Consider the following 25482-nt stretch of genomic DNA (forward strand, 5'->3'; position numbering starts at 1 on the left):
GTCCGGAAGCCGCCGATTCACGCCACACGCGGTGCGCGTCAGGCCTCGCGGGTGATCGTCACCTTCACGCGCAGCTGGCTCTTGAAGGGGCCGGCGTACACGCCGCGCAGCGGCGGCACGTCGTTGTAGTCGCGGCCGCGGCCCACGAGCACGTGCCGGTCGCCGATCTCGATGTTGTTCGTCGGGTCGAAACCCTGCCAGTCGCCCGCGAACCACTCCACCCACGCGTGCGACTCGCCCGTGACGGCCTCGCCGACCTCGGCGGACGGGCGCGGATGCAGGTATCCCGACACGTAGCGCGCCGGGATGCCGACTTCGCGCAGGGCGCCGAGGGTGATGTGCGCGATGTCCTGGCACACACCCTTGCGCGCCTCCCACGCTTCCGAGGCCGTCGAGTGCACGCCCGTGATGCCGTGCATGTACTCCACGCCGTCGCCGATCGCCTCGGCGATCGCGTGCGCCGCGCGCCCCGGATGGTCGTGCTGCGCGGCGATCGAGCGCGCGATCTCGGCGACCTCGGGGTGCGGCCGCGTGCGCCCGGTCTGCACGAGCTGCTCGACCGTGCCGATCGAGCGCTCCGACTCGACGGCGAGGCGGTCCCACGAGATGTCGGCGTGCGCGATCGGCCGCGCGCGCACCTCGACGAGCGAGCGCGCGGTGATCGTGAGGGCGGCGTGCGGCGAGAGCACGTCGAACGAGCTCACGCGCGTGCCGAAGTAGTCGACGTACTGGTTGACGGTGGTCGACGGGTCGATCTCGAGCGCGGAGCTCAGCACGAACTGGCTGTCGGTCGAGTTCGGGAGCATCCGCGCCTCGTTGTACGACGCCGACACGTCGCCCTGGTACGCGAACCCCGTCTGATGCTCGATCCGGAGTCTCTTCATAAGGCGCTCTCCCCGATCCAGCTCGGCTCGGCCTGCGTCGGGAAGAACCGCGACCGGATGGCCTCGGATGCCTCGCGGGTCACCTTCTGCACCTGCTGCATGTGCTCGGGCAGCTCCGAGAGGATCTCGCTGATGGGGCGGTACTCCAGGTCGTTGCGGATGCGGCCGAGCGCGCGCAGCACGGTGTTGGAGTGCCCGACGCGGTCGGCGCGCGGGTCGATCGCGCTCATGCAGTCCTCGGCCCGCTGGATCGAGTAGATGATCGAGCGCGGGAAGAGCCGATCGAGGAGGAGGAACTCCGCGGCGTTGCGGGCGCTCGGCATGCCGCGGTACGTGCGGAGGTATGCCTCGTACGCACCGCACGAGCGGAGGATCGTCGTCCACGACGGCCCGGACGCCTCGGTGAGCGACCGCGTCGCGAGGAGCCGCGCGGTCATGTCGGTGCGCTCGATACTGCGACCGAGCGTGAAGAACTGCCACGCCTCGTCGCGGCTCGTCGAGGAGTCGACGGTGCCGACCGCGAGCGCCGCGCGCTCGCGCACCCATTGGAAGAACTCGTGCACCTTGTCGGTCTGGAGGCGCCGCGGCATCCGGGAGTTCGTGGTGTTGAGCGCCTCCCACAGCTCGCTCGAGACGATCTCGCGCGCGCGGCGCGCGTTCTCGCGGGCGGCCGTGAGCGCGTACGCGATGCTCGCCGGGTTCATGCGGTCGACCGCGAGGCGCTGGAGCACGTCGCCGCGGCGCACGGTGTCGCTCGGGTCGGGCGGGAGCGACCCCATGACGCTCAGCAGCGACCGGCACGCGGTGTCCTCGTCGATCCACGGGTCTTCGAGGAGGAGCTGGAGGTGCACGTCGAGGATGCGCGCGGTGCCGTCGCTGCGCTCGATGTAGCGCCCGATCCAGAACAGACTCTCGGCGATGCGGCTCAGCATGAGCCGTCCTTTCCGGTCCCGGAGCTCGTCGAAGGGTCGGCGATGCGGCTCAGCATGAGCCGTCCTTTCCGGTCCCTGAGCTCGTCGAAGGGTCGGCGATGCGGCTCAGCATGGCTCGCTCCGCTGTTGTTGCTGCTGCTCGGCCTGCGGGCCGTGCTCCTGCGGACCGTCGGACTGCTGCTGCTGCTCCTGCTGCTCGCGGCCGCTGCGGGGGCGGTCCAGCGGGGAGTGCGCGGGCTCCGGCTGGCCGTCGTAGATGATCGGGATCGCCTCGGTGACCGTGGCCGCCTGGTCGGCGACGAGCCCCGCGAGGCCGTGACCCTGTCCGTACTCGACGTGCGACGGCGCGGCGCCGCCGACGATCCACGTGTCCTTCGATCCGCCGCCCTGGCTGGAGTTCACGACGAGCTGCCCCTCGGGGAGCGCGACGCGGGTGAGCCCGCCGGGAAGCACCCACACGTCGTCGCCGTCGTTGACGGCGAACGGGCGGAGGTCGGCGTGGCGCGGCCGCATGCCGTCCTCGACGAGGGTCGGGATCGTCGAGAGCATCACGACCGGCTGCGCGATCCATCCGCGCGGGTCGGCGATCAGGCGCTTGCGGAGCTTGTCGAGCTCGGCGGGTGACGCGTCGGGTCCGACGACGAGCCCCTTGCCACCGGATCCGTCCACGGGCTTCACGACGAGCTCGTCGAGGCGGTCGAGCACCTCCTCGAGCGCGCCCGGGTCTTCCAGGCGCCACGTGTCGACGTTCTTGAGGATCGGCTCCTCCGCCAGGTAGTAGCGGATGAGGTCGGGCACGTAGGTGTAGAGGAGCTTGTCGTCGGCGACGCCGTTGCCGACGGCGTTGGCGATGGTGACGTTGCCGAGGCGCGCGGCGAGCATGAGGCCGGGGGCGCCGAGCATCGAGTCGGCGCGGAACTGCAGCGGGTCGAGGAAGTCGTCGTCGACGCGGCGGTAGATCACATCCACCCGCTGCGGCCCGCGCGTGGTGCGCATGAACACCTTGCCGCCCACGCACAGCAGGTCGCGCCCTTCGACGAGCTCGACGCCCATGAGCCGGGCGAGGAGCGTGTGCTCGAAGTACGCGGAGTTGTAGACGCCGGGCGTCAGCACCACGACGTTCGGGTCTTCGATCCCGCCGGGAGCCGACGCGCGCAGGGCCGCGAGCAGCTTGTTGGGGTAGTCGCCGACCGGCCGCACCCGCATCGAGACGAAGAGCTCGGGCAGGGTCTGCGCCATGACCCGGCGGTTGGAGATGACGTAGCTGACGCCCGAGGGAACGCGCACGTTGTCCTCGAGCACGCGCATCTCGCCGTGCTCGTCGCGGATGAGGTCGATGCCGGCGACCTGGATGCGCACGCCGTTGGCGCTGTGGATGCCCGCCGCCTGACGGTAGAAGTACTGCGACGAGGCGATGAGCCGGGCCGGGAGGATGCCGTCGCGCACGACGTGCTGGCTGCCGTACGCGTCGTCGAGGAATGCCTCGAGCGCCTTCACGCGCTGCTTCACGCCCGCCTCGATGCGCGACCACTCGTCGAAGTCGATCACGCGCGGCACGGCGTCGAGGGGGAACGGTCGTTCCTCGCCGGCGAAGTCGAACGTGACGCCCTGCGCGAGGTAGGAGCTCGCGAGCGACTCGGTGCGCCCGCGCAGCTCCTCCTGCGTCATCTGCGCGAGCTGGCGGTACAGCTCGCGGTAGGCCTGCCGCGACTCGGCGGAGTCGCCCGGATGCGCCGGATCGGCGAACATCTCGTCGTAGGCCGGGATGCCCGACGGCGTCTTGCGCGGCGCCAGCGTGGAACCGTAGCCGTCGAACAGGTCACCCATGCCCCGAGCCTAATGCGGCGCGTATTGCGCGAGTGTTTCCGCGCACCGCCCGCGCCTCGCGAGAACGCGCGCTTGCACGGTTTCGGCGCCCCGGAGTGTGCACGGGCGTGTTCTCGCGAGCCGCGTCAGACGACGCGGAGCAGGTCGCCGTCCCACTCCCAGCGCGTGGCGAGGTCGGCCTCGACGGTGATGCGTCGGAGGTACTCGGCCACCGCGACTCCGCGCTCGTCGCCCGCGCCCACCGGCACGGGCTGCGCGTCGTCGTCGATCCAGCACGGCACGACCGCGGCCGCCACCGGCGACAGCGCCCGCACGAACTCGCCGTACATCTCGGCCACCGGGCTCTCCGCCGAGCGCCGCTCCGACGAGGACATGTCGGTGTCGATGGCGCTGCGCGGCCGCGGCAAGGAGTCGATCACGATCGACCTCAAGACCGACGAGGGCCGCGACGTGCTCCTGGACCTCGTGTCGAAGGCCGACGTGCTCGTGGAGAACTACTCCGCGGGCGTCACGCGGCGCCTGCGCATCGACTGGGAGAGCGTCCGGGAGGTCAACCCGTCGCTCGTGTACACCTCCATTACCCGGTTCGGGTCGGACGACGACGGCGGCTCCAAGGCGATGGACACGATCGTGCAGGCGCTGAGCGGCCTCATGCTGACCGCCGGCAAGCCCGAGGATGCGCCGATCCGCTTCGGCTTGCCCCTCGGCGACCTCTCGGCGCCGCTGTTCGCCGTGATCGGCACGCTGTCGGCCCTCCTCGAGGTGCAGCGCGGCGGCCAGGGACAGCACGTCGACGTGTCGATGCTCGGCGCGCTCACGTCGTTGGTCGCATGCGAGCCGTTCGACGCGTTCGAGTCGATGGGCATGCCCACGCGCACGGGCGACTGGGTGCCGCGCCCGGCGCCGTTCGGCACGTTCCGCGGCGAGGACGGGTGGTTCGCGCTGTGCGGGCCGACCGACGAGTTCGCCGCCGGCGTGTTCCGCGCGATCGGCGCCCCCGAGCTGCTCGGGGATCCGCGCTTCGCCAAGCGCGACGCGCGCGTGCGCAACTCCGACGAGCTGCACGGCCTCATCGCGACGTGGGCGGCCGAGCATCCCGTCGCCGAGGCCGTCGACGCGCTCGCGCGCCACGGCGTGCCCGCCGCCCCGGTGCGCTCGCTCGCCGATGCCGTGCGCGACCCCGCGGTGCGTCGCCGGGGCGAGGTCGTGCCGCTGCCGCATCCGGTGTACGGCGAGAACGCCGATCTGTGGGGCACGGGAGTGCCGATCACGTTCAGCGACAGCACCGTGGGCTTCGACAAGCCCGCGCCGTACCTCGGCGCCGACACCGACAGCGTGCTGCGCGACCTCCTCGGCTACGAGTCGTCGCGCGTGGAGTCGCTGCGCGAGTCGGGGGTCGTGTGACCCCGCCCGCGGTCGTCGGCGTCATCGGCCGCGACGTCCCGATCGAGATGATCGACGCCGCCGGCGCCGTGCCGCGTCGCCTCTCCGGCCGGACCGCCGAGGACACCGCGTTCGCGGTCGACGTGCTCGGGGAAGGCCTGGACCCCGCCGCCGCCGGCATCCTCACGACCGCGCTGCGACCGCCGGTGCCCCTCGCCGGCATCGCGTGCAGCACCGACAGCGACCTGTCGCTGCGCGTCTTCTACGCGCTGCGGGAGCTGCGGGCACGCGGCCACGCATTGCCCCCCGTGCAGCTCGTCGACATCCTGCACCTCCCCCGGCCGGCATCGCTCGCGTACGACCGGCGGCAGCTGGCCGCACTGAACGACGCGCTCGCCGAGTGGACCGGACGCCCGGCGTCGCCGGAGGCCCTGGCGGATGCGGTCGACGCACGCCGGCGCGTGCGTGCGGGTCTGCTGCGGCTCGCCGCGGAGCGCCCGCGGCGCGGGTCGGCCGCGTTCTGGGCCGCGCGGCGCGCGGTCGACGACCTCCCCGCCGCCGACGCGGTCGCGCACGTCGCGGACGTGCTGCGACAGCCCGCGAGCGACGGGCCGGCCGGCACCCGGATGATCCTCACCGGCAGCGCCGACCTCGGCGCGGGAACCGCGGAGGCCCTCGAGGCCGCGGGCCTGCGCGTCGTCGGCGACGATCTGCCCGACGGCGAGACGGGGCTCGAGCTCGAGGCGGTCACGGCCGACCTCGACGGCCTCGCCGAGCGCGCCCAGCGCGACGACGCGACCCCCCACCGGGGCTCCGCCCCCGAACGCGCGCGCCGGTTACGCCGGCTCGTCGTCGGACGTAGGTCAGATCGAACGCGGGCGCATCCGCGGTCGCGGGGCGCCGCAGCCGCCCGATCCGTTCCCCCATCCCGACAGTGTGCCCCGTCCGCACCTCTTCGCGCCCGCGTCGCGGCGCACGAACTCAGGCTGAGTGGACGACCGCCCGGCCCGCACCCGCGAATTTCTGCGGGTGCTCGGGCAGCGGAACCTGCTCAGCCTGAGTTCGTGATGCGTCGTGCGGGGGGTGCGTCATGCCGTGAGGACGTGCTTGAGCTGCTCCACCGCCCAGTCGAGCTCGGTCGCGCGGATCGTCAGCGGCGGCGCGATGCGGATGGTCTGGCCGTGCGTGTCCTTCACGAGCACGCCGCGCGCGAGCAGCCGCTCGGCGACCTCGCGGCCCGTGCCGACGGCGGGGTCGATGTCGACGCCCGCCCACAGGCCCGCCACCCGCACGGCCGTGACGCCGTGGCCGACGAGGTCGGCGAGCTTGGCCTCGAGGTGCTCGCCGAGGGCCGCGGCCCGGGTCTGGAACTCGCCCGACGCGAGCATCTCGACCACGCGCAGGCCCACGGCCGACGCGAGCGGGTTGCCGCCGAACGTCGAGCCGTGCTCGCCGGGGCGGATGACCCCGAGCACGTCGCGGTCGGCGACGACGGCCGACAGCGGCAGGATGCCGCCGCCGAGGGCCTTGCCGAGGAGGTACACATCGGGCACGACGCCCTCGCGGTCGCACGCGAAGGTCGTGCCGACGCGGCCGAGGCCCGACTGGATCTCGTCGGCGATGAACAGCACGTTCTCGCGCGTGCAGATCTCCCGCACCGCGCGCAGGTATCCCTCGGGCGGGATCACGACGCCCGCCTCGCCCTGGATCGGCTCGATGAGCACCGCGGCGGTGTTCTCGTCGATCGCCGCCTCGATCGCGGATGCGTCGCCGTAGGGCACGTGCACGAATCCGGGCGCGAACGGGCCGAAGTCGTTCCGCGCCGTCGGGTCGTCGCTGAAGCCCACGATCGTCGTGGTGCGGCCGTGGAAGTTGCCGTCCGCGACGACGACGGTCGCCGCATCCGGCCGGATGCCCTTCACGCGGTACCCCCACGCGCGGGCGACCTTGATGCCGGTCTCGACGGCCTCGGCGCCGGTGTTCATGGGCAGCACGAGGTCTTTGCCGCACAGCTCGGCGAGCGCCGCGGCGAACGGGCCCAGCCGGTCGTTGTGGTACGCGCGGCTCGTGAGGGTCAGGCGGTTCAGCTGCTCCTGGGCGGCTGTCACGATCGCGGGATGGCCGTGGCCGAAGTTCAGCGCCGAGTAGGCCGAGAGCAGGTCGAGGTAGCGCTTGCCCTCGACGTCGGTCACCCACGCCCCCTCGCCCTGCGCGATGACGACGGGCAGCGGGGAGTAGTTGGACGCGAGGTGCGCGCCCTCGTCGGCGATGAGGCGGGCCGTGCCGCTGTCGATGCTCGTGCTCATCGCTGCACTCCGCGCAGCTCGAGCGTGCAGCACTTGATGCCGCCGCCGCCCAGCAGCAGCTCCGACAGGTCGACGAGCACCGGCGTGTAACCGCGCTCGCGCAACTGCGCCTCGAACCCGGTCGCGCGCGGCGAGATGATGACGTTGCGCCCGTCACTCGCGGAGTTCAGGCCGAAGACCGCGCCGTCGGCATCCGAGACCTGGATGGCGTCGGGGTAGCGCTCGCGGAGGATGCCCTGGCTGCGCTCGTCGAACGCGGCCGGCAGGTACGCGATGGTCGCCCGCTCGACGCCGCTCGGGCCCTCGACGGGATCGAGCACGGCGATCGCGGTGTCGAGGTGGTAGAAGCGCGGGTCGGTGAGGGTGAGCGACACGACCTCGCGGCCGAACACCTCGCCCACCTCGCGGTGGCTGTCGCCGGTGGAGCGGAAGCCCGTGCCGGCGAGGATCGTGTCGCCGACGAGGAGGAAGTCGCCTTCGCCCTCGTTCACTTCGGCCGGCTCGACGACCTCGTAGCCGTTCGCGCGGAACCACTCCATGAACGCCGGACCCTCGGGCACGCGCTCGGCGAAGCGGAACTTCGCGCCGTACGCGATGCCGTCGATGAGGAAGCCGCCGTTGGCCGTGTAGACCATGTCGGGCAGGCCCTCGAGCGGGTCGATGAGCTCGACCTCGTGGCCGAGCGCCAGGTACGTGTCGTACAGCGTCTGCCACTGCCGCAGGGCCTTGGCGGTGTCGGTGGGCCGGGTCGGCTCCATCCACGGGTTGATGCTGTAGCTCACCGTGAAGTGCTCCGGGCGGCACATGAGGTACTTCCGGTGCTGCTGGATGCGGCCGCTCGTCGCGGTGTCGGCGGGGGCGAGAGATTCGTGCGTGGACATACGGCTCCTCGAGATACGCGCGGCGGACGCTGTCCTCTGGCCCGGCGGCCCTTCGACTCGCGCGGGCGAGGAAAGGTCGGCACGGGCACGCCGCGTCCATTGTGCCACGACCACCCCATTCCGCCTCCGCGCGCCCGCACCGATCCGCCTCTCCGCGTCGCCGCACGGGGCCGATCGGTGCCCAGGAACAGCGGCGGGTCGGGACGTCAGGCGCGCCAGGCGCGACGGGCGAGGCCCCCGACGAGGCGCTCGGCGGCCGAGCCGGCCACGGCGTCGACCACGAGGTGCCGTCCGTTCGCGGCCGGTGCGAGCACGGTGCGCCCACGCTCTTCGCCCGCTTCGATCACGCGCACCCGGCCGCGGCGCGCGGCCACCTCCGCCGCGGGGTCGGCGAGCAGGATCGCGGCGAGCGGATCGTGCAGTGCGCACGCGCGGTCGCCGTACACACCGAGGTAGAAGTCGAGGTAGAAGTCGAGCATCGACCGGAGGGCCCGCGGCACGGCACCGCCGACGGCGCCGAGGCGGTCGGCGTCGGCCTCGGTCAGCCGCTGCGGCATCGTGGCATCCAACGGCACGAGCGCGAGCTCCCAGTCCGCGCTGAAGACGACGGCGGCCGCCTCGACGTCGTGCCCGATGTTCGCCTCGGCGAACGGCGTGATGTTGCCGCGGTGCGCGAACGCCCCGCCCATGATCGTGACGCGGCCGAGCGCGGGCACCAGCTCGGGGTGCACGTCGACGAAGGCCGCCAGATTCGTGAGCGGACCGAGCGCCAGCACCTCGAGCCCCGGATGCTGCGCCACGAGGTCGGCCAGGAGGGTCACCGCGTCGCGCGGGTCGGGCCGGCGCTCGCCCGGGGTTCCGGCGGTGCCGCCGACGCCGTCGTGCCCGTGGACGTGCGGCGCGCCGCCCGCGAACGCGCCGGCGCGCGCGTCGTGGGCGCCGATCGCGACGGGCACGTCGTGCACGCCGGCGGCCGTCAGCAGCGCGAGGGTGTTCTCGGCGGCCTGCGCGGCGGCGACGTTGCCCGAGACGGTGCCGACGCCGACGATCCGCACGCCCGGATCGGAGAGAAGGTAGGCGAGGGCGAGGGCGTCGTCGACACCCGTGTCGCAGTCGACGAAGACGGGACGGGGCGCGGCGCTCATGCGGTCACCGGGTACGTGTCGAGGGCCGACAGCGCGGGCTGCGAGCGCTCGTCGGCGACCGCTGCGGCGCCCACCGCGCATGCGCGCTGCAGGGCGGCGGCGGGGTCGTCGCCGCGGACGAGGCCGAGCACGAGCGCGGCGGAGAACGCATCGCCCGCGCCGACGGTGTTGCGCACCGTCGTCGGGACGGCCGCGGCACGGGCGATCTCCTCGCCGCGGCGCAGCAGGCGCGCGCCGTCGGCGCCGAGGGAGATCGCGAGGAGCGGCGCGTCGTGCACGTCCGGCAGCTGCGCGTACTCGGTCTCGTTGACGATCACGAGGTCGGCGCGCGCGATCAGCTCGGCGGGCACGGGGCGCCCGGGCGCCGCGTTGAGCGCGAAGAATCCGCGGGTGCCCCGCGCGGCGGCGAGCAGCACGTCGTCGCCGACCTCCAGCTGCACGAGCACGGGGGCGTCGGGGTCGAGCCGCACGGCGCCGGGGTCGATCGCGGCGTTCGCGCCGGGGCACACGACGATCGAGTTCTCCCCCGTCGCATCCACGACGATGAGCGCCGTGCCGGTCGCGGCCGCGACCGTCTGCACGCGCGACACGTCGACGCCGGCGGATGCCAGCGCCTCGCGCGAGAGCGCGCCGTCGGCGTCGTCGCCCACCGCGCCGGCGAGCGCCACGCTCGCCCCCAGCCGCGCGGCGGCAATGGCCTGGTTGGCGCCCTTGCCGCCCGGCCCGCGCGAGAGGACGCCGTCGGCCACCGTCTCACCCGGTCCGGGAGCGCGGTGCACGCGCGCGGTCACGTCGACGTTGATCGCCCCGACGACGCTCAGCCGCACGGCGCTCTGCGATCGCGGATGGGGAACGGGATCGGCATCACGAGGCACGCTCCATTGTCTCCTCTCCGCACCCGTGCCCCCCGCTCGCCGGAAGGGGAGGGCGGCGACGAGGCGGACCGAGCGGGTATCGATAGTTGACAAAGCTCAACTATCATATGGATACGCCTCCGCGCGGGTCACCCGCCGCGCTCCGGAGCCGCCGACCTTCATCCCTTGCGAGGAACCATGTCCGACGTCGCCCAGACCCGCCGCAGCCGGGCCGCGGCCGCCAGCCCCGCCGACGGGGTCATGACGCACCGCATGATCCTGTTCGTGATCTTCGGCCTCATGGCCGGCATGTTCCTCTCCGCGCTCGACCAGACGGTCGTCGGCACGGCGATCCGCACGATCGGCGACGACCTCCAGGGCCTGAGCCTGCAGGCGTGGGTCACGACGGCCTACCTGATCGTCTCGACGATCTCGACGCCTATCTACGGCAAGCTGTCCGACATCTTCGGCCGCCGGCCGCTGTTCCTCATCGCGATCGTCGTCTTCGTGATCGGGTCGATCCTCGCGGCGTTCTCGACGTCGATGGTCGAGCTCGCGGCGTTCCGCGCCATCCAGGGCCTGGGTGCGGGCGGCCTGATGTCGATGCCGCTCGCGATCATGGGCGACATCCTCGCGCCGCGCGAGCGCGCGAAGTACCAGGGGTACTTCCTCGCCGTCTTCGGCATCTCGAGCGTCATCGGCCCGCTGGTCGGCGGCCTGTTCGCCGGCGCCGACCAGATCCTGTGGATCACCGGATGGCGCTGGGTCTTCCTCATCAACGTGCCGATCGGGATCGCGGCGCTCGCGATCGTGTGGCGCTTCCTTCACATCCCGCGCCACCCGCACGGTTCGGTCCGCATCGACTGGTGGGGCGCGACGACCGTCATCGTCGCCCTCGTGCCGCTGCTGCTCGTCGCCGAGCAGGGCCGCGAGTGGGGCTGGGGCTCGCCGATCGCGATCGCGTGCTACGTGATCGGCGCGGTCGGGATCCTCGCGTTCGTCATCGCCGAGACGCTCATGAAGGACGACGCGCTCATCCCGCTGAAGCTCTTCCGCTCCCCCACGTTCTCGATGGCGACCGTCATCGGCGTGCTTGTGGGCTTCGGCATGTTCGGCGCGATGCTGACGCTGCCGCTGTACCTGCAGCTCGTGCTCGGCTCGACCCCGACCGAGAGCGGCTTCCAGATGCTGCCGATGATCCTCGGCCTCATGATCGCCTCGATCGCGAGCGGCCAGCTCATCGCGCGCACCGGCCGGTACCGGATGTTCCCGATCCTCGGCACGCTGCTGATGTCGGCGGGCTTCTTCCTCCTGACGTTCATGACGTACTCGACGTCGTACTGGTACGTCGCGGGCTCGATGCTCGTGATCGGCCTCGGACTCGGCCAGCTCATGCAGACGCTCACGATCGCGAGCCAGAACTCCGTGGGCCTGCGCGACATGGGCGTGGCGACGAGCTCGTCGACGTTCTTCCGTCAGATCGGCGGCACGCTCGGCACCGCGGTGCTGCTGTCGCTGCTGTTCACCCTCATGCCGACGAACATCATCGGCTCGTTCTCCGACCGCGCGACCCTCACCGACGCCCTCGACGCCGCCTTCGACCCGACGGTCTCGTCGGCGCCCGAGAACGCGAAGATCATGTCGACCGTGTACACCCCGATCGTCACGCAGGCGACGGATGCGGTCACCGCCCAGGTCGAATCGGGGGTGACGCAGGCGACGGATGCGGCGACCCAGGCGGTCGCGGCGCAGGTTGCCGCCGGCCAGCTGCCCGCGGCCGCGCAGCAGCAGGCCACCGACGCCGCCGTCGCCCAGGCCATCGGCGCGGCCGCCGCGCAGATCCAGCAGCAGGTGCCGGTCGCGCGCGTGGCCGCCGACGGCACCGTGAGCCTGGACTTCTCGGATGCGACCGACCGCGCGGCGTTCATCGACACCCTCGCGACCACCCTCGAGGAGCGCTTCGCGGCCGGTGACGAGACGACCTCGCTCGGCGACTCGACGCTCGATGACACGTCGTTCCTCACCGGGGCAGACGCGCGCCTGAGCAAGCCGTTCCTCGTCGGCTTCAACGAGTCGTCGGTGATGGTCTACCGCGTCGCGATGTTCGTCGTGCTCGCCGCCTTCGTGCTGTCGCTGTTCTTCCGCACGCCGCCGCTGCGCTCCAAGTCGGCGCTGCAGGAGGCCGCCGACGAGCGCAAGTCGCGCGAGGAGGAGGAGATCGAGGCCTCGGAGGCCGCGGTCTCGACGGGCTCGCTCATCGCGCCGTAGCCTCGCGCGCGACGGCCGCGAGAACGCGCGCGTGCACACTTTTCCGCCGGGATTTTGTGCACTCGCGCGTTCTCGCGTGAGGACGGCGGTCAGATGACCGGGGCGCTCCAGTCGTCGGGCGTGCCGTAACGGTGCGCGGTGATCGAGATCGCCTGCTCGTGGAGGAAGGGCAGCAGCTCGATCCGCCCCGCGGTCGTCACCTCGTCGGCGTACACCGCCAGGTCGGGGTCGCCCTCGACGGCGAGCGCGAGCGCCCGGGCGAGCGCGTCGACCGTGGCCGCCGCGCCCACCAGGCGTACGCGCGGCGGCCGCGGCGCCGCATCCGGCGTCGCGTCGTCGAGCGGTGCGGGGGCGAGGAGACGCTGCAGCCACTCCTCGTCGGTCTCGACGAACACCGGCACGTCGAACTCGCCGAGCGCGCGGCGGACGGGCGCCGGAAGACCCACGGGCGTGCTGAGCGAGAACGCCGACCCCGCGCGGACGGCCGCCAGCACGACGCGCAGCACCGCCTGCCACGGCGCGTCGCCCGCGGCGCGGACGGCCACGGGCACCGGCCGGTAGCGGAACAGGTTCCGCTCGATGCCGAGGTGCGACACGTCCTTCACGCGCCCGAACTCGCGGTCCCACGCGAGCGCGTCCGACAGCGCGGCACGCCGCAGCCACTCGAAGGCGGCGTAGTCGAGCGAGGGCTGCGCGGCCTCGATGATCGTCGTGATGCGCGAGTCGAGCCCGCGCAGGTGCAGGGTCGACGACGTCGGCCCGCCGTCCGAGCCGCGCCACGACCCGAGCCCCACGAGGTGGTTCGGCCCGCCCGCCTTGGCGCCGCCGCCCACCGACGAGCGCTTCCAGCCGCCGAACGGCTGGCGCTGCACGATCGCGCCGGTGATGCCGCGGTTGACGTAGAGGTTCCCCGCCTCCACGCGCTCGAGCCACAGCGCGAGGTCGTCCGGGTCCTGCGTGTGCAGCCCCGCGGTGAGGCCGTACTCGACGGCGTTCTGCAGCTCGATCGCGTGCGCGAGCGACGACGCGTGCATGATGCCGAGCACGGGGCCGAAGAACTCCTCGCGGTGGAACCGGGAGCCGGCCGCGACGCCGGTGCGGATGCCCGGCGTCCAGAAGCGGCCCGGATACTCCGCGCCGAAGTCGAGCTCGCGCGGGCGCACGAGCCACTTCTCGCCGTCGCCGAGCTCGGTCAGCGCCCACGCGAGCTTGCCGGCGGGAGGCTCGATGAGCGGACCGACCTCGCTCAGCGGGTCGGTCGGAGGCCCGACCCGCAGTGACGTCGTCGCGTCGACGAGCTGCTGGGCGAACCGGCGCGAGCGCGCGACCGGGCCGACGAGGATCGCGAGCGACGCCGCCGAGCACTTCTGCCCCGCGTGCGAGAAGGCGCTGCGGACGATGTCGGATGCGGCCAGGTCGAGGTCGGCCGAGGGCATCACGACGATCGCGTTCTTGCCGCTCGTCTCCGCGAGCAGCGGCAGGTCGGGACGCCACGAGCGGAACAGTCGCGCGGTCTCCCACGAGCCGGTGAGCACGACGCGGTCGACGGCAGGGTGGGTGATGAGGGTGCGGCCCAGCGCCTCCTCGTCGAGGTCGACGAGCGCGACGAGCTCGCGCGGCACGCCCGCGTCCCACAGCGCCTCGGCGACGACGGCCGCGCAGCGGCGTGCCTGGGGCGCCGGCTTGAACACGACCCCCGAGCCGGCCGCGAGCGCCGCGAGCACGCCGCCGGCCGGAATCGCGAGCGGGAAGTTCCACGGCGGCGCGACGACGGTGAGCCGGGCCGGCTCGAACACGGCGCCGGGCACGCGGTCGAGCTCGCGCGCCGACGCGGCGTAGTAGTTCGCGAATTCCACAGCCTCGCTCACCTCGACGTCGGCCTCGGCGAACACCTTGCCGGTCTCGGAGGCGGCGACTTCGATGAGCTGACCGCGACGGCTCTGCAGCACGCGCGCGACGCGCTCGAGCGTCGCGGCCCGCTCGGCGGCCGGGCGCGCCGCCCAGTCCGAAGCCGCGCCGCGCACGCCCGCCACGACGGCGTCGAGCGCGAGCTCGTCCTCGACGCGGGCCGCGGCGATCGTCGCCGCACCCGCGTCCGAGTCCGCGATGCGGGCGAGCACGGACGCGCCCCACGCGCGCACCTCGGGCAGCGACGGGTCGGAGTCGGCGGCGTTGCGGAACCCGGGCGCGCCCGCTGCATCCGGGTCGGACTCGCGCGGCGCGTACACCGCCGTCTCGACGAACGCGGCGCCGCCGAAGACCACCCGCGCGTCGTCGGCCGCGTCGGCGCCGCGCGCGATGCCGAGCACAGCCTGCGTGAGCCCGTCGTCGACGGCGGGGTCGCGCAGCAGGCGCGGCGGTGCCGGCTCCTCGTCCTCGTCCCGCACCTGATGGCGGCGCGGTCCGGCGGGAAGCGCGGGGTCGGCCGCGCGCGCGACGGAGGCGGTGTAGCGGTCGCGCTCGCGGGCGAACAGATCGGGGTCGTCGGCGAGGTCGAACGCGGCGGAGAGGAAGTTCTCCCCCGACGCGTTCTCCTCGAGCCGGCGGACGAGGTAGCTGATCGCGACGTCGAACTCGTCGGGCCGCACGACGGGCACGTACAGCAGCACGTGGCCGACCTCGCGTGCGACGGCAGCGACCTGTCCCTGCGCCATCCCGAGCAGCATCTCGAACTCGACGGCGTCACGCACGCCGCGCTCCCCGGCGAGGAGCCACGCGTGAGCGATGTCGAACAGGTTGTGGCCCGCGATCCCGATGCGCACGGCCGCCGCCGACGCGGGGCGCAGCGCCTCGTCCAGGCAGCGCAGGTAGTTCGCGTCGGTGTCGAGCTTCGTGTCGTACGGCGCGAGGGCCCACCCGTGCAGGATCGCGTCGACGCGCTCCATCGCGAGGTTCGCGCCCTTCACGAGTCGCATCTTGATCGGCGCGCCGCCGCCGGCCACGCGCTCGCACGCCCACGCCGTGAGCTCCCGCAGCGCCGGCAGTGCGTCGGGAAGGTACGCCTGCAGCACGATGCCGGCCTCGAGCCCCGCGAGGCGCTCGTCTTCGAGCAGGCGCGTGAACACCGCGATCGTGAGGTCGAGATCGCGATACTCCTCCATGTCGAGGTTCACGAACGTGCCGTCGGCGGCGGCGCTGAGGTACAGCGGCAGCAGGCGCTCCGCGATGCGCTCGACGAGGTCGTCGAACGCCCACAGCGACACGTGCGACACGATCGCCGACACCTTCACCGACACGTAGTCGACGTCGGGGCGGCGGACGAGCTCGTGGATGCCGGCGAGCCGGCGCTCGGCCTCTTTCTCGCCCAGCACGGCCTCGCCGAGGAGGTTGAGATTGAGTCGTGCGCCGCCCGCGCGCAGCTTCTCCAGCGCCGGCCCCAGCTTGTCGGGTCGGGCGTCGACGACGAGGTGGGAGACCATCTCCCGCAGCGCCCGACGCGCGATCGGCACGACGGGCGCCGGCAGCACGGGCGCGACGGCGCCACCGACCTGCACGGCGCCGCGCAGGTACCACGGCAGGAAGCCCGGCACGCTCGGGGCGAGCCGGCGGAGGCGGGATGCGGCGGCCGCGAGGCTCTCCGGCCGCATGACGCCGTCGACGAAGCCGATCGTGAAGGGCAGGCCGTCCGGGTCGCGCAGGACTCCCGCGAGGCGCTCGGCCGACGCGTCGACGTGCTCGGCCGCCGACTCCGCGACCCAGCGCCGTGCGAGCTCGATCGCGCGCTCGGCGAGGTCGGGGGCGGGATCGCTCATGCCGCCAGCCTAGGGACGCGAGCCGCCCGTGCCCGCGAGACCCGCCCGCACCGCCGCATCCGCCCCCCTCCACCCCTGTTCGCTCGGCGTATATCGCGCGACTCGACGCCGAATCCGCACGGGATACGACGAGCGAGCGGGGACGCCCAGCGGCGGACGCCCTAGGCTGTCGCGCGTGACGGAGGACAGGGCGCCGCGGACCGCTGCGCTGTGGCGGCGGTGGCTGCCGGCGGCCTTCGACCGCGTGCCGACGGGGTGGCTCGCGGGGATCCTCACGGCGCTCTTCCTCGGCGTGACCGCCGGCTTCGGCGGGCTGAGCGCGGCCGCCGCGCCCCCGATCGCGACCCTCGACGCGGGCGAGACGCACGAGAGCGCGCAGTTCGCGGTCACCGTCGAGCGGGCCGTGCTCATCGACTCCCTGCCCGAGGCGGGCATCCGTGTCCCGGCGTGGCAGCGCGTGCTCGCCGTCGTCGTCACGGTCGAGAACCGGTGGGATCGCCCGCTGCCGTCCACCGGAAGCGGCGGGCTGGAGGACGTCGTGCGCGTCGCCGCGCTCGGCGACGTCGGCCCCGCCGCGATCGCGCGATTCGACGACACCGGCGAGAACCCCACGCTGCAGCCGAGGGTGCCCGCGCAGCTCGTCCTGACGTGGGCCGTGGGCGGCGGTCAGGTGCGCGACGGCGACACGCTCGACGTCGAGCTGCGCGACCTGAGCCTGTATCGCGGCACCTTCGTCCTCCAGGGCGAGTCGTGGTCGGACCCCGTGCTCGCGGCGCGCGTCGCCGTGCCGGCGACCGACGTCGGCGCCGGCGTGGACGCTGCGGCTGGGGACGGAGCGGGCGGATGACCGCGGCAGAGCTCGCCGCCGCCGAACGGCGCTCGCGGCGCCCGCGGAACCTGCGGCCGTGGGCGGTGTGGACGATCGCGGTGGTGCTCCTCGTCGCGGCCTGGGGGATCGTGCGCATCACACCGGACGAGGACGTGAACGTCGACCCGTTCGTCGTGGCGGGGGCGCTCGACCAGCGCGTCGAGGCGCGCGCGATAGCCGTGACCGTGACCTCGCCGCGCGTGGCCGACGCAGTGACGGCCGGCGCATGGCGCGCCGAGGGCACGTGGCTCGTCGTCGACGTCGCGGCGGAGGCGCTCGTGACCGAGGCGGACGCCCTGTTCGACCACGCCGTGCTGATCGTGGACGGCCTGACCTACAGTGCGAGCGAGCGCCCGGCATCGTTCGCGAAGGAGCATCTGTCCGTCGGCATCCCGCTCGCGGGGAGCCTCGCCTTCGAGCTGCCCGCCGACCTCGCCGACGACGAGGCCGTGCTCGAGCTCGCCGGCGACGACGACACACGCCTCGACGCCGTCATCCGCATCCCGCTCGACCTCGCTGACGTGGCGCGCGAGGACGAGACCGCTCTCCGCGAGACGGGATGGGCGGCGTGAACGGGTGGCTGCGTCGCAACCGCGGCGGGCTCGTCGCGACCGCCGTTCTCGCCGTGCTCACGGGCGTCGTCGTGACCGGCAACGAGTGGTGGCCGCTTGCGCGCCAGAGCGCGCTCGTGCCCGTCACGGTCGACGCGGGGAGCGCCGCGGCCTTCGACGACGTCGAGTGGGGTCCGGCCACCGCGGCCGACGCCCCGGATGCGGCGGAGCGCGGGGCGCCCGCAGACACGCGGCTCCTCGTCGTCGAGGTGCCCGTCGACCCCGGCGACGAGGTGGCGCCCTGCGCGTTCGTCACGCTCCGCGAGCTCTCCGGCGCCGGCCGGGCCTGGCGCGAGGCGCCCGCGTCGATCGACTGGTACGACGCTCGCGGCCTATGCGGGAGCGACGAACCCGGGCCGTTCACCGCGCGGGTCGCGTTCCTCATCCCCGCCGACGTCGTCGGCCCGCTCGGTCTCGAGCTCGGCCTCCCGAACGAGTTCCCGCGCTACCTGCGACTCGTCCTTCCCGCCTGACGCCACCATGGGCGCGCCGATGAGCGCGCCGATCGTCGCGTCGTACGCGCCGGCGACGAGCACCGTGCGCAGCGTCTCGACGACGAGCGGCACGACGAGGAGGATCGGCACGGCGAAGGCCTGCCAGAACGTCTGCAGGTCGTGCGGGCCGACGAGCCGTGTGACCCCGAAGCCGAGCCAGCGCTCGCCGAGGATCAGCACCGCGTACGCGAAGAGGTACCCGGCGATCAGGAGCGGTCCGCCCCGCCACATCAGCACGATCGCGCGCCAGATCGGCCGGAAGCGCGCCCCCACGTCGGACCCGAGGTCGCCCAGGCGCCGGCGCAGGCGCTCGGGCACCCGGCCGAAGCGCGTGCGCGCGCGCTCGACCAGCGCACCGCGGATGCGGACGCCCTCCGGAGTCACGGCCTGGCCGTAGATGACGCCCGCGATCGTGAGCCACGCGAGCGGCACGAGCACGACGGCGCCCGCCTCGCGGATGACCCAGCCCACCGCGTCCCACGCCCACCCGAGCGGGGCGAACACGTCGCCGAGCCATGCCCGCAGCCCCGTCAGCCACGCGATCGCCTGCCGCGACTGCACCCACGCCGTCACGGCGCCGAGGAGCTCCCCCACGCCGTACGCGACGAGGAACACCCACAGCGCCTCGAGGTAGGCCGCGCCGACGGCGCTGCCCCGCGGCAGCCGCGCCTGCCAGCGCTTCCACGCCCAGCGACCGGCGAAGGCGAGCACGACGATGGCGACCGTCCACGGCTCCAGGCGCAGGTCGTCGACGGCGCCCGACGTGTCGACCGTCACGCCGGCGGCCAGCGCATCCCACTGGCGGCCGGTCTGCACCGCGAGCGCGCGCGAGAGGTACGCCGCCACGTCCTCGCGGAGGAACCCGAGCGCGGCGTACACCGCGAAGAACGGCAGGATCGCCGACAGCAGCGCGTCGCGGAACGCCGCACGTCGCGCCGCGGCGTCGTCGGGCGGGGGCGCGATGACGCGCAGGCGGACCATGCCGTCGCGCAGCACGAGGAACATCGCCACGACGCTCACGCACTTCGCGAGGATCGCCAGCGGCAGCAGCAGCAGGCCGCCCAGGGCGGAGTAGCCGCCGACGAAGCCCGCGAGCTGGATGCCGATGTACCGGCCGAGCGTGCCGGCGAGGAACCACGCGACGAGCGCGGGCCAGTGGGCGACGAGGAGTCGCCCGCTCAGTCCGAGCACCGCGCGCACGCTCTCACCGTAGCGGCGCGCGTCAGTCCCAGTCGCTCGGCGCCGGACGGCGTGTGGAGGGCAGGGCGGATGCGGCGGCCCACTCGTGCACCCACGGCTCCACGTCCGGAAGCCCCTCGGGCCGCCCCACGGCGGCGAAGAGCTCGTCGTGGTCGACGGTGCCGCCGCCGCGGCGCAGCATCCGCGCCCGGATGATCGCGCGCGCGTAGATCTCGCCGCGGACCACCGCGCGGTGCTCGAGGTACAGCGCGCGGTCGTCGTGCCCGAGGAAGCGCGTCTCGACGACGAAGCGCTGCCACAGCTGCAGGGACTTGCGGAACGTGATCGTCTCGCTCGAGACGACGGGGTACCAGCCGCGCTCGCGCGTGGCGTCGAGCAGGCCCGTGCGCACCAGCAGGTCCCACCGGCCGAGGTCGAACAGCGACAGGTAGCGGCCGTTGTTCATGTGGCGGAGCACGTCGATGTCGGTGGGGAGCGTCCGCAGCGGCAGGCGGCTCACCGCGGTCGGGTCGAGCGAGCGGCCGCGGCGCACGAGACGGCGCGCGCGGGCGAGGACGAGGAGGGTGCGCCACAGGACGTTCACGAGCGGCGATCGTAGCCAGCAGCGGTCGATCCGACCATTCCGTTGTGCGCTCCGCACAATGGCCGCATGGCCGTATACACCCTCTTCCGGCCGATTTCCCGCGCCGCGGACCCCCGCGTAGAGTCTCGCCATGAGCCCCGAGATCCCCGCCGAGATCCAGCGCGACGTCGTCGTCCGTCCGGTGCGCGACGTGGACGCCGAAGCACTCGGCCGCGTGCACGCCACCTGCTGGCACGAGACCTACGACCACCTCATCAGCACTGCCGCGCTCGAGCGCGTGTCGGCCCGACGCATGGCGGAGCTGTGGACCCACTGGGCCGCACAGGGCCCCGAGTACAGGATGCGCGCCGCCCTCGTCGAGGGCGACATCGTCGGCTTCGTCGGGTCGGGTCCCGCCCGCGACGACGACGCCCCGCGCGAGCGCGAGCTGTACTTCATCTACCTCCTCGACGCGTGGCACGGCACCGGCATCGGGCAGCAGCTGTTCGACGCGGCCGTCGAGCCGGACGAGGGCGTGTACCTGTGGGTCGCCGAGGACAACCCCCGCGCGCACCGCTTCTACACGCGCAACGGCTTCACGCTCGACGGCGCCTCGCACGACGAGCCGTTCCTCGGTGAGAGCCTCACCGAGGTGCGCTTCGTCCGCTGACGTGCTGCAGGTCTGGGCGCTCGACGGCATCGACGAGATCACGCCGGGCGCCGACCTCGTGTCGGCGATCGCGGATGCGGCGGCGGAGACGGTGCGCGCCGGGGGGCCGGAGCTGGTCCTCCGCGACGGCGACATCCTCGTCGTGACGAGCAAGATCGTGTCCAAGGCCGAGGGCCGGATCCTCGCCGCCGACGACCGCGAGGACGCGATCACGGCCGAGACCGTGCGCGTGGTCGCGACGCGCACGGCGCCGTCGGGGCACGTCACGCGCATCGTCGAGAACCGCCTGGGCATCGTGTCGGCGGCGGCCGGCGTCGACGCGTCGAACACGCCGGAGGGCACCGTGCTGCTGCTGCCGGAGGATCCGGATGCGTCGGCTCGCGCCCTCGCGGAGGGCCTCCGCGCCCGCACCGGCGCGCGGATCGGCGTCATCGTGTCGGACACCCTCGGCCGCGCGTGGCGCGAGGGCCAGACCGACGCGGCGATCGGCGCGGCCGGCGTGCACGTGTTCGAAGACCTCCGCGGCTCGACCGATGCGGAGGGGCGGCCCCTCGTCGTGACGATGCCGTGCGTCGCCGACGAGCTCGCCTCGGCCGCCGACCTCGTCAAGGGCAAGGCCTCGCGCCGCCCCGTCGCCGTCGTCCGCGGTCGCGCCGACCTCGTGGGCGACCTCGACCTGCCCGGCGCGCGCTCGATCGTGCGGCCCGCCGAGCGCGACATGTTCCACCTCGGTGCCGACGAGGCCTACGCCGCGGGCTTCGCCGCCGGCGCCGCATCCGCCTGACGTCCTCGCCCGCCCGCGCCGCGGGCTTGTCCCACTTTCCGCGGAAAGTGGGGCATGCGGTCAGCGGAGGGCGGGTACGGTGAGCGGATGGCGAGCGTGCTCATCACGGGGATGTCGGGCGCGGGCACGTCGACGCTCCTCGCCGAGCTCGCCGCGCGCGGGCACCGCACGGTCGACACCGACCTCGACGGGTGGACCGACGGCGACGGCGGCCCGGGGGACGAGCCGCGGATGACGGCGCTCCTCGCGGCGGGCGACCCTCGAGCTCGACGGCCGCCGGCCCGTGGCCGAGCTCGCCGACGCGGTCGAGGCCCTGCCCGGCGTCCGCCTCCGCTGACCCCTGCCGCGCGCCGAGAGCAGGCGAATCGGCCGGATGCAGGATGAAACGGCGCGCGGACTACTGATCTCGGCCGATTTGCCCGGTTTTGCGGCCGGCGGGGCTCAGGCGACGACGCGGGTGACGAGCGGCACGCCGGGGCGGTAGGCGAGGTGCACGGCCGAGGGGGCGTCGAGGAGCACGGCGCCGCCGGTCGCGCCCACGCGGAGGTGCCCGACGTCGTCGCGGCGGAGGGCTCGCGCGCCGCCGAGGGTCGCCGCGCGCAGCGCCTCGAGCGGCGTCGCGCCCATGTCGCGCACGGCCACGGCGATGCAGAACGGCATCGACGACGTGAACGACGAGCCGGGGTTGCAGTCCGAGGCGAGCGCGACCTCCGCGCCGGCGTCGAGCAGCCGCCGCATCGACGGGGACGGCTGGCGCGTGGAGAACTCCACGCCCGGCAGGAGCGTCGCGACGGTGTCGGATGCGGCGAGCGCGGCGACGTCCCCCTCGCCGAGGAATGTGCAGTGGTCGACGCTCGCGCAGCCGAGCTCGACGGCGAGGCGCACGGCCCCCGATTCGGCGAGCTGCCCGGCGTGCATGCGCAGGCCGAGGCCGCGGTCGCGCCCGGCGAGGAGGATGCGACGCGCCTCGTCCTCGTCGAAGGCGCCGGTCTCGCAGAACACGTCGATCCAGCGGGCGTGCGGCGCGCACGCGTCGAGCATCGGCCCGCACACGAGCTCGACGTACGCGGCGCGGTCGTCGGCGTACTCCTCGGGCACGACGTGCGCGCCGAGGAACGTCGTCTCGGGGGTGAGCTGCCGGGCGAGGCGCAGCGCACGCTCCTCGTCGGCGACGGTGAGGCCGTAGCCGCTCTTGATCTCCACCGTCGTCGTGCCCTGGCGGCGCATCTCGGCCACGAGGGTGCGCGCACGCGCGAGGAGCGCGTCGTCCGACGCCGCGCGCGTGAGCCGCACCGTCCGGCGGATTCCCCCTGCTGCGTACCGCTCGCCCGCCATGCGCGCGGCGAACTCGTCGGCCCGGTCGCCGGCGAACACGACGTGGCTGTGGCTGTCGACGAAGCCCGGGATGACGGCGCATCCGTCCGCGTCGATCGCCTGGTCGGCGGCGGGCGCGGCGGCGTCGTCACCGACCCAGCGGACGACGCCGTCCTCGAGCACGAGCGCCGCCCCGTGCCGCACCGGGCGCTCGTCGTCCCACGTCGTCAGCTCGCCGATGCCGCGGATCACGGTCGTCGTCATCGCACCTCCCGCAGCGCCGCGTCCAGCATCGCGCCGACGTCGCCCGCGCGCGACACCCCGCCCGACACGACCGGCTCTCCCGCCACGATGACGTCGGTGACGTCGGCGGCGGATGCGGCGAGCCACAGCTGGTCGAGGTCGGCGCCCGCCGTGCGCGGTGAGGCCGTCGCGACCGTGACGAGGTCGCACGCGGCCCCGACCGCGATGCCGCCGATCCACCCCAGGCTCCGGTAGCCGTCGACCGTGGCGGCGTCGAGCAGCGCGCGCGGCGAGAAGCGGCCGCGGCGGCCGGTGCGCAGCCGCTCGTGCCCTTCGAGCGCCCGCAGCTCGTCGAACGGGTCGACGACGGCGTGCTGGTCGCTGCCGATCGCGAGCCGCGCCCCGGCATCGGCGAGCGCGCGGAGCGGTCCGATGCCGTCGGCGAGGTCGCGCTCGGTCGTCGGGCACGCGCACACCGTGCTGCCGGCGAGGTCGGCGATGTCGGCGTCGGTCAGATGCGTCGCGTGCACGGCCGTGAAGCGCGGTCCGAGCGCACCGGCGTCGCGGAGCACCGCGACCGGCGTCCGGCCGAAGGCGGCCGCGACCTGCGCGTTCTCGACGGGCTGCTCCGACACGTGGGCGTGCAGCGGCTCGCCGCCGATCGACGCGGCGACGCGGGCGATGTCGTCGGGGTCGACCGCGCGGAGCGAGTGCACCGCCGCGCCGCGCCGCACGGTGCCGCCGACCGCGATCCGCTCGTGCCGCCCGAGCCACACGTCGACGTCCCGGTCGCCGAACGCGCGTTGCTCGGGAGCGAGGGGCAGCGCCCGGCCGGCGTCGTCCCGCCCGCCGTGGCGGTAGAGCGTGTGCAGGAGCGTGAGGCGGATGCCGGTGTCGCGCGCGGCCTGCGTGACCGCCTCCGCCATGACCGTGGTGGGGTCCGGCGCCGATCGAGGACCGTGCACGTAGTGGAACTCGCCGACGGCGGTGTACCCGGCCTGTAGCAGCTCGGCGAAGAACGCCGTCGCGAGCGCACGATAGCGCTCGGGATCGAGCCGTGCGGCGGCGGCGTACATGCGCTCGCGCCACGCCCAGAAATCGCCGCCGTCGCCGTGGGTGCGGCCGCGGAGAGCGCGGTGGAACGCGTGCGAGTGCGCGTTCGCGATGCCCGGCAGCGTCAGCCCGTCGCGCACGACGTCGCCCGGCTCCGCCGCCGCGCCGATCGACACTGCGGTGATCACCCCGCCGTCGTGCGAGACGCGCACGTCGGCCTGGACGTCCCCGTCGACCACCGCGTGGGCGAGCCAGTACGCGCTCACGCGGTGCGCTTCCGGATGAGGTCGGCGAGCGCGCGTACGCCTTCGAGGGCGTCGGCCTCCTCGGCGCGCTCGTCGGGCGCGTGCGAGACGCCGGTGGGGTTGCGGACGAGGATCATCGCCGTCGGCACGCCCGCGAGCGCGAGCACGCCGGCGTCGTGGCCGGCCCCGGAGGGGAGCACCGGCACGTCGGCGCCGATGACGGATGCGGCCTCCACCGTGAGGGCGCGGTCGAAGCGCGTCACCGCGGTCCAGCTCTCCTCGGCCGCCGCGGCTCCCGCCGAGGACTCGATGCGCGCGACGAGCGCCCGCACCCGATCGGGGTCGCCGCCGCGCGCATCGATCCACAGCGATGCGCGCGCGGCGATCGCGTTGACGGCTCCCGGATGCACCGCCACGCGGCCGACCGTCGCGAGCACGCCGAGTTCCTCGGCCGCGTCGCGCACCGCCACGATCGCGCGACCCATCGCGAGCACGGGGTCGTCGCGGTCGGCGAGCGCAGTGGTGCCGGCGTGGTCGGGGCGCCCCGCGAGGTCGAGGCGCCAGCGTCCGTGCGGCCAGATCTCGCTCGCGACACCCAGGGCGCGCCCGGCGCCGGCGAGGCCGCGTGCACCGCCCGGAAGCCGCATCCGGCCCTGCTCCACGTGCAGCTCGACGAACCCGCCGATCCGGGCCACGCGGGCGGGGTCGGCGCCCACCCGCGCGGGCTCGAGGCCCGCGCTGCGCAGCGCGTCGGCGAGGGTCGTACCGTCGTCGTCGCGGAGGGCGAGGGCGCGCTCGGGCGCGATCGCTCCGGCGAGCAGCCGCGAGCCCAGGCACGCGACGCCGAAGCGGCCGCCCTCCTCGTCGGCGAACACGGCGATCGCGAACGGCCGCGTCGGCCGCCAGCCCTCGGTGCGCAGCCGCCCGACGGCCTCGAGCGCGGCGACCACGCCGAGCGGGCCGTCCCACTGCCCGCCGCTGCGCACGCTGTCGAGGTGCGAGCCGACCACGAACGCGTCGCCGGGGAGGTCGGCGCCGTGCCAGGCCCAGAGGTTGCCGTTGCCGTCGACCTCGACGTCGAGCCCGACCGCGGCCGCGCGGGCGGCGAACCACTCGCGCAGCTCGGCGTCGGCGCGCGTCCACGCGAAGCGGGTGACGCCGCCGTCGGGCGAGCGCCCGACGCCCTCGAGCTCGTCGAGCAGCACG

At 74.0% G+C, this 25482-nt stretch carries 22 protein-coding genes; 7 read left to right on the forward strand and 15 right to left on the reverse strand.

The window, feature by feature from the left end:
- Nucleotides 1–38: 38 nt before the first annotated feature.
- From EI169_RS14855 to EI169_RS16860, 4 genes are all read right to left on the reverse strand, one after another.
- Nucleotides 39–884, reverse strand: a complete 846-nt coding sequence (locus tag EI169_RS14855) for a transglutaminase family protein (RefSeq protein ID WP_125133011.1) — start codon at nucleotides 882–884, stop codon at nucleotides 39–41.
- The gene (locus EI169_RS14860; protein ID WP_125133012.1) at nucleotides 881–1816 is read right to left on the reverse strand and encodes an alpha-E domain-containing protein; all 936 of its coding nucleotides are present in this window, start codon (nucleotides 1814–1816) and stop codon (nucleotides 881–883) included. The genes EI169_RS14855 and EI169_RS14860 overlap by 4 nt, the downstream gene beginning before the upstream one ends.
- 105 nt (nucleotides 1817–1921) lie before the next feature.
- Nucleotides 1922–3643, reverse strand: a complete 1722-nt coding sequence (locus EI169_RS14865; RefSeq protein WP_240640479.1) for a circularly permuted type 2 ATP-grasp protein — start codon at nucleotides 3641–3643, stop codon at nucleotides 1922–1924.
- 125 nt (nucleotides 3644–3768) lie between these two features.
- Entirely contained in the window at nucleotides 3769–4017 is a 249-nt protein-coding gene (locus tag EI169_RS16860; RefSeq protein ID WP_240640754.1) for a hypothetical protein, read from the reverse strand.
- Here EI169_RS16860 and EI169_RS14870 point away from each other — a divergent pair.
- Nucleotides 3971–5047: a CoA transferase gene (locus EI169_RS14870; RefSeq protein WP_240640746.1), complete on the forward strand. Its 1077-nt coding sequence runs from the start codon at nucleotides 3971–3973 to the stop codon at nucleotides 5045–5047. The genes EI169_RS16860 and EI169_RS14870 overlap by 47 nt on opposite strands.
- Here EI169_RS14870 and EI169_RS16865 read toward each other — a convergent pair.
- The 5 genes from EI169_RS16865 to EI169_RS14895 form a co-directional block, all read right to left on the reverse strand.
- Nucleotides 4999–5832: a hypothetical protein gene (locus EI169_RS16865; RefSeq protein WP_240640480.1), complete on the reverse strand. Its 834-nt coding sequence runs from the start codon at nucleotides 5830–5832 to the stop codon at nucleotides 4999–5001. The two genes, EI169_RS14870 and EI169_RS16865, sit on opposite strands and share 49 nt — an antisense overlap.
- Before the next feature lie 282 nt (nucleotides 5833–6114).
- Nucleotides 6115–7332: an ornithine--oxo-acid transaminase gene (gene rocD, locus EI169_RS14880; RefSeq protein WP_125133014.1), complete on the reverse strand. Its 1218-nt coding sequence runs from the start codon at nucleotides 7330–7332 to the stop codon at nucleotides 6115–6117.
- Nucleotides 7329–8213: a dimethylargininase gene (gene ddaH, locus EI169_RS14885; protein WP_125133015.1), complete on the reverse strand. Its 885-nt coding sequence runs from the start codon at nucleotides 8211–8213 to the stop codon at nucleotides 7329–7331. Before ddaH ends, rocD begins: the two co-directional genes overlap by 4 nt.
- 206 nt (nucleotides 8214–8419) lie before the next feature.
- Nucleotides 8420–9358: a nucleoside hydrolase gene (locus EI169_RS14890; RefSeq protein ID WP_164515514.1), complete on the reverse strand. Its 939-nt coding sequence runs from the start codon at nucleotides 9356–9358 to the stop codon at nucleotides 8420–8422.
- Nucleotides 9355–10185, reverse strand: coding sequence for a ribokinase (locus EI169_RS14895; RefSeq protein ID WP_205783828.1), 831 nt, complete (start codon nucleotides 10183–10185; stop codon nucleotides 9355–9357). Before EI169_RS14895 ends, EI169_RS14890 begins: the two co-directional genes overlap by 4 nt.
- 225 nt (nucleotides 10186–10410) lie before the next feature.
- On the opposite strand from EI169_RS14895, the gene EI169_RS14900 reads away from it, so the two are divergent.
- Nucleotides 10411–12480: an MDR family MFS transporter gene (locus EI169_RS14900; RefSeq protein ID WP_205783829.1), complete on the forward strand. Its 2070-nt coding sequence runs from the start codon at nucleotides 10411–10413 to the stop codon at nucleotides 12478–12480.
- Nucleotides 12481–12569: 89 nt separating this feature from the next.
- On the opposite strand, the gene EI169_RS14905 is transcribed toward EI169_RS14900, so the two are convergent.
- Nucleotides 12570–16232: a bifunctional proline dehydrogenase/L-glutamate gamma-semialdehyde dehydrogenase gene (locus tag EI169_RS14905; protein WP_125133018.1), complete on the reverse strand. Its 3663-nt coding sequence runs from the start codon at nucleotides 16230–16232 to the stop codon at nucleotides 12570–12572.
- A gap of 175 nt (nucleotides 16233–16407) precedes the next feature.
- Between EI169_RS14905 and EI169_RS14910 the strand changes: the two genes are divergently transcribed.
- Together EI169_RS14910 and EI169_RS14915 are read left to right on the forward strand one after the other, a co-directional pair.
- Nucleotides 16408–17079 (forward strand): hypothetical protein, encoded by a 672-nt coding sequence (locus EI169_RS14910; protein WP_240640481.1) that lies wholly within the window; start codon nucleotides 16408–16410, stop codon nucleotides 17077–17079.
- Nucleotides 17076–17672, forward strand: coding sequence for a hypothetical protein (locus EI169_RS14915; protein ID WP_125133019.1), 597 nt, complete (start codon nucleotides 17076–17078; stop codon nucleotides 17670–17672). Before EI169_RS14910 ends, EI169_RS14915 begins: the two co-directional genes overlap by 4 nt.
- 371 nt (nucleotides 17673–18043) lie before the next feature.
- On the opposite strand, the gene EI169_RS14920 is transcribed toward EI169_RS14915, so the two are convergent.
- Together EI169_RS14920 and EI169_RS14925 are read right to left on the reverse strand one after the other, a co-directional pair.
- On the reverse strand, nucleotides 18044–19405 hold the full coding sequence (locus EI169_RS14920) for a hypothetical protein (RefSeq protein WP_240640482.1): 1362 nt from the start codon (nucleotides 19403–19405) through the stop codon (nucleotides 18044–18046).
- A 22-nt stretch (nucleotides 19406–19427) separates the two neighbouring features.
- Complete coding sequence (locus EI169_RS14925) at nucleotides 19428–19988, reverse strand: acyl-CoA thioesterase (protein ID WP_125133020.1); 561 nt, start codon at nucleotides 19986–19988, stop codon at nucleotides 19428–19430.
- 130 nt (nucleotides 19989–20118) lie between these two features.
- Here EI169_RS14925 and EI169_RS14930 point away from each other — a divergent pair, with 130 nt between their 5' ends.
- The 3 genes from EI169_RS14930 to EI169_RS14940 all read left to right on the forward strand — a co-directional run bounded on the left by EI169_RS14930 (nucleotide 20119) and on the right by EI169_RS14940 (nucleotide 21805).
- Entirely contained in the window at nucleotides 20119–20637 is a 519-nt protein-coding gene (locus EI169_RS14930; RefSeq protein WP_125133021.1) for a GNAT family N-acetyltransferase, read from the forward strand.
- Between the two features lies 1 nt (nucleotide 20638).
- Entirely contained in the window at nucleotides 20639–21421 is a 783-nt protein-coding gene (gene cofE, locus EI169_RS14935) for a coenzyme F420-0:L-glutamate ligase (protein ID WP_125133022.1), read from the forward strand.
- An 87-nt stretch (nucleotides 21422–21508) separates the two neighbouring features.
- Nucleotides 21509–21805, forward strand: a complete 297-nt coding sequence (locus EI169_RS14940; protein ID WP_205783831.1) for a hypothetical protein — start codon at nucleotides 21509–21511, stop codon at nucleotides 21803–21805.
- Nucleotides 21806–21862: 57 nt separating this feature from the next.
- Here EI169_RS14940 and hutI read toward each other — a convergent pair whose 3' ends face one another.
- From hutI to EI169_RS14955, 3 genes are read right to left on the reverse strand one after another with little or no spacing between them, the layout of a single operon-like run.
- A complete protein-coding gene (gene hutI / locus EI169_RS14945; protein WP_125133023.1) occupies nucleotides 21863–22999 on the reverse strand; it encodes an imidazolonepropionase in 1137 nt (378 codons plus the stop codon).
- Nucleotides 22996–24297, reverse strand: a complete 1302-nt coding sequence (locus EI169_RS14950) for a formimidoylglutamate deiminase (RefSeq protein ID WP_125133024.1) — start codon at nucleotides 24295–24297, stop codon at nucleotides 22996–22998. The genes hutI and EI169_RS14950 overlap by 4 nt, the downstream gene beginning before the upstream one ends.
- Nucleotides 24294–25481 carry an allantoate amidohydrolase gene (locus tag EI169_RS14955; RefSeq protein WP_240640483.1) on the reverse strand — a complete coding sequence of 396 codons (1188 nt, stop codon included), beginning with the start codon at nucleotides 25479–25481 and terminating at the stop codon, nucleotides 24294–24296. Before EI169_RS14955 ends, EI169_RS14950 begins: the two co-directional genes overlap by 4 nt.
- Between the last annotated feature and the right edge of the window lies 1 nt (nucleotide 25482).

The organism is Microbacterium sp. 10M-3C3 (assembly GCF_003931875.1).
In the GTDB taxonomy this organism is placed as follows: Bacteria; Actinomycetota; Actinomycetes; order Actinomycetales; family Microbacteriaceae; genus Microbacterium.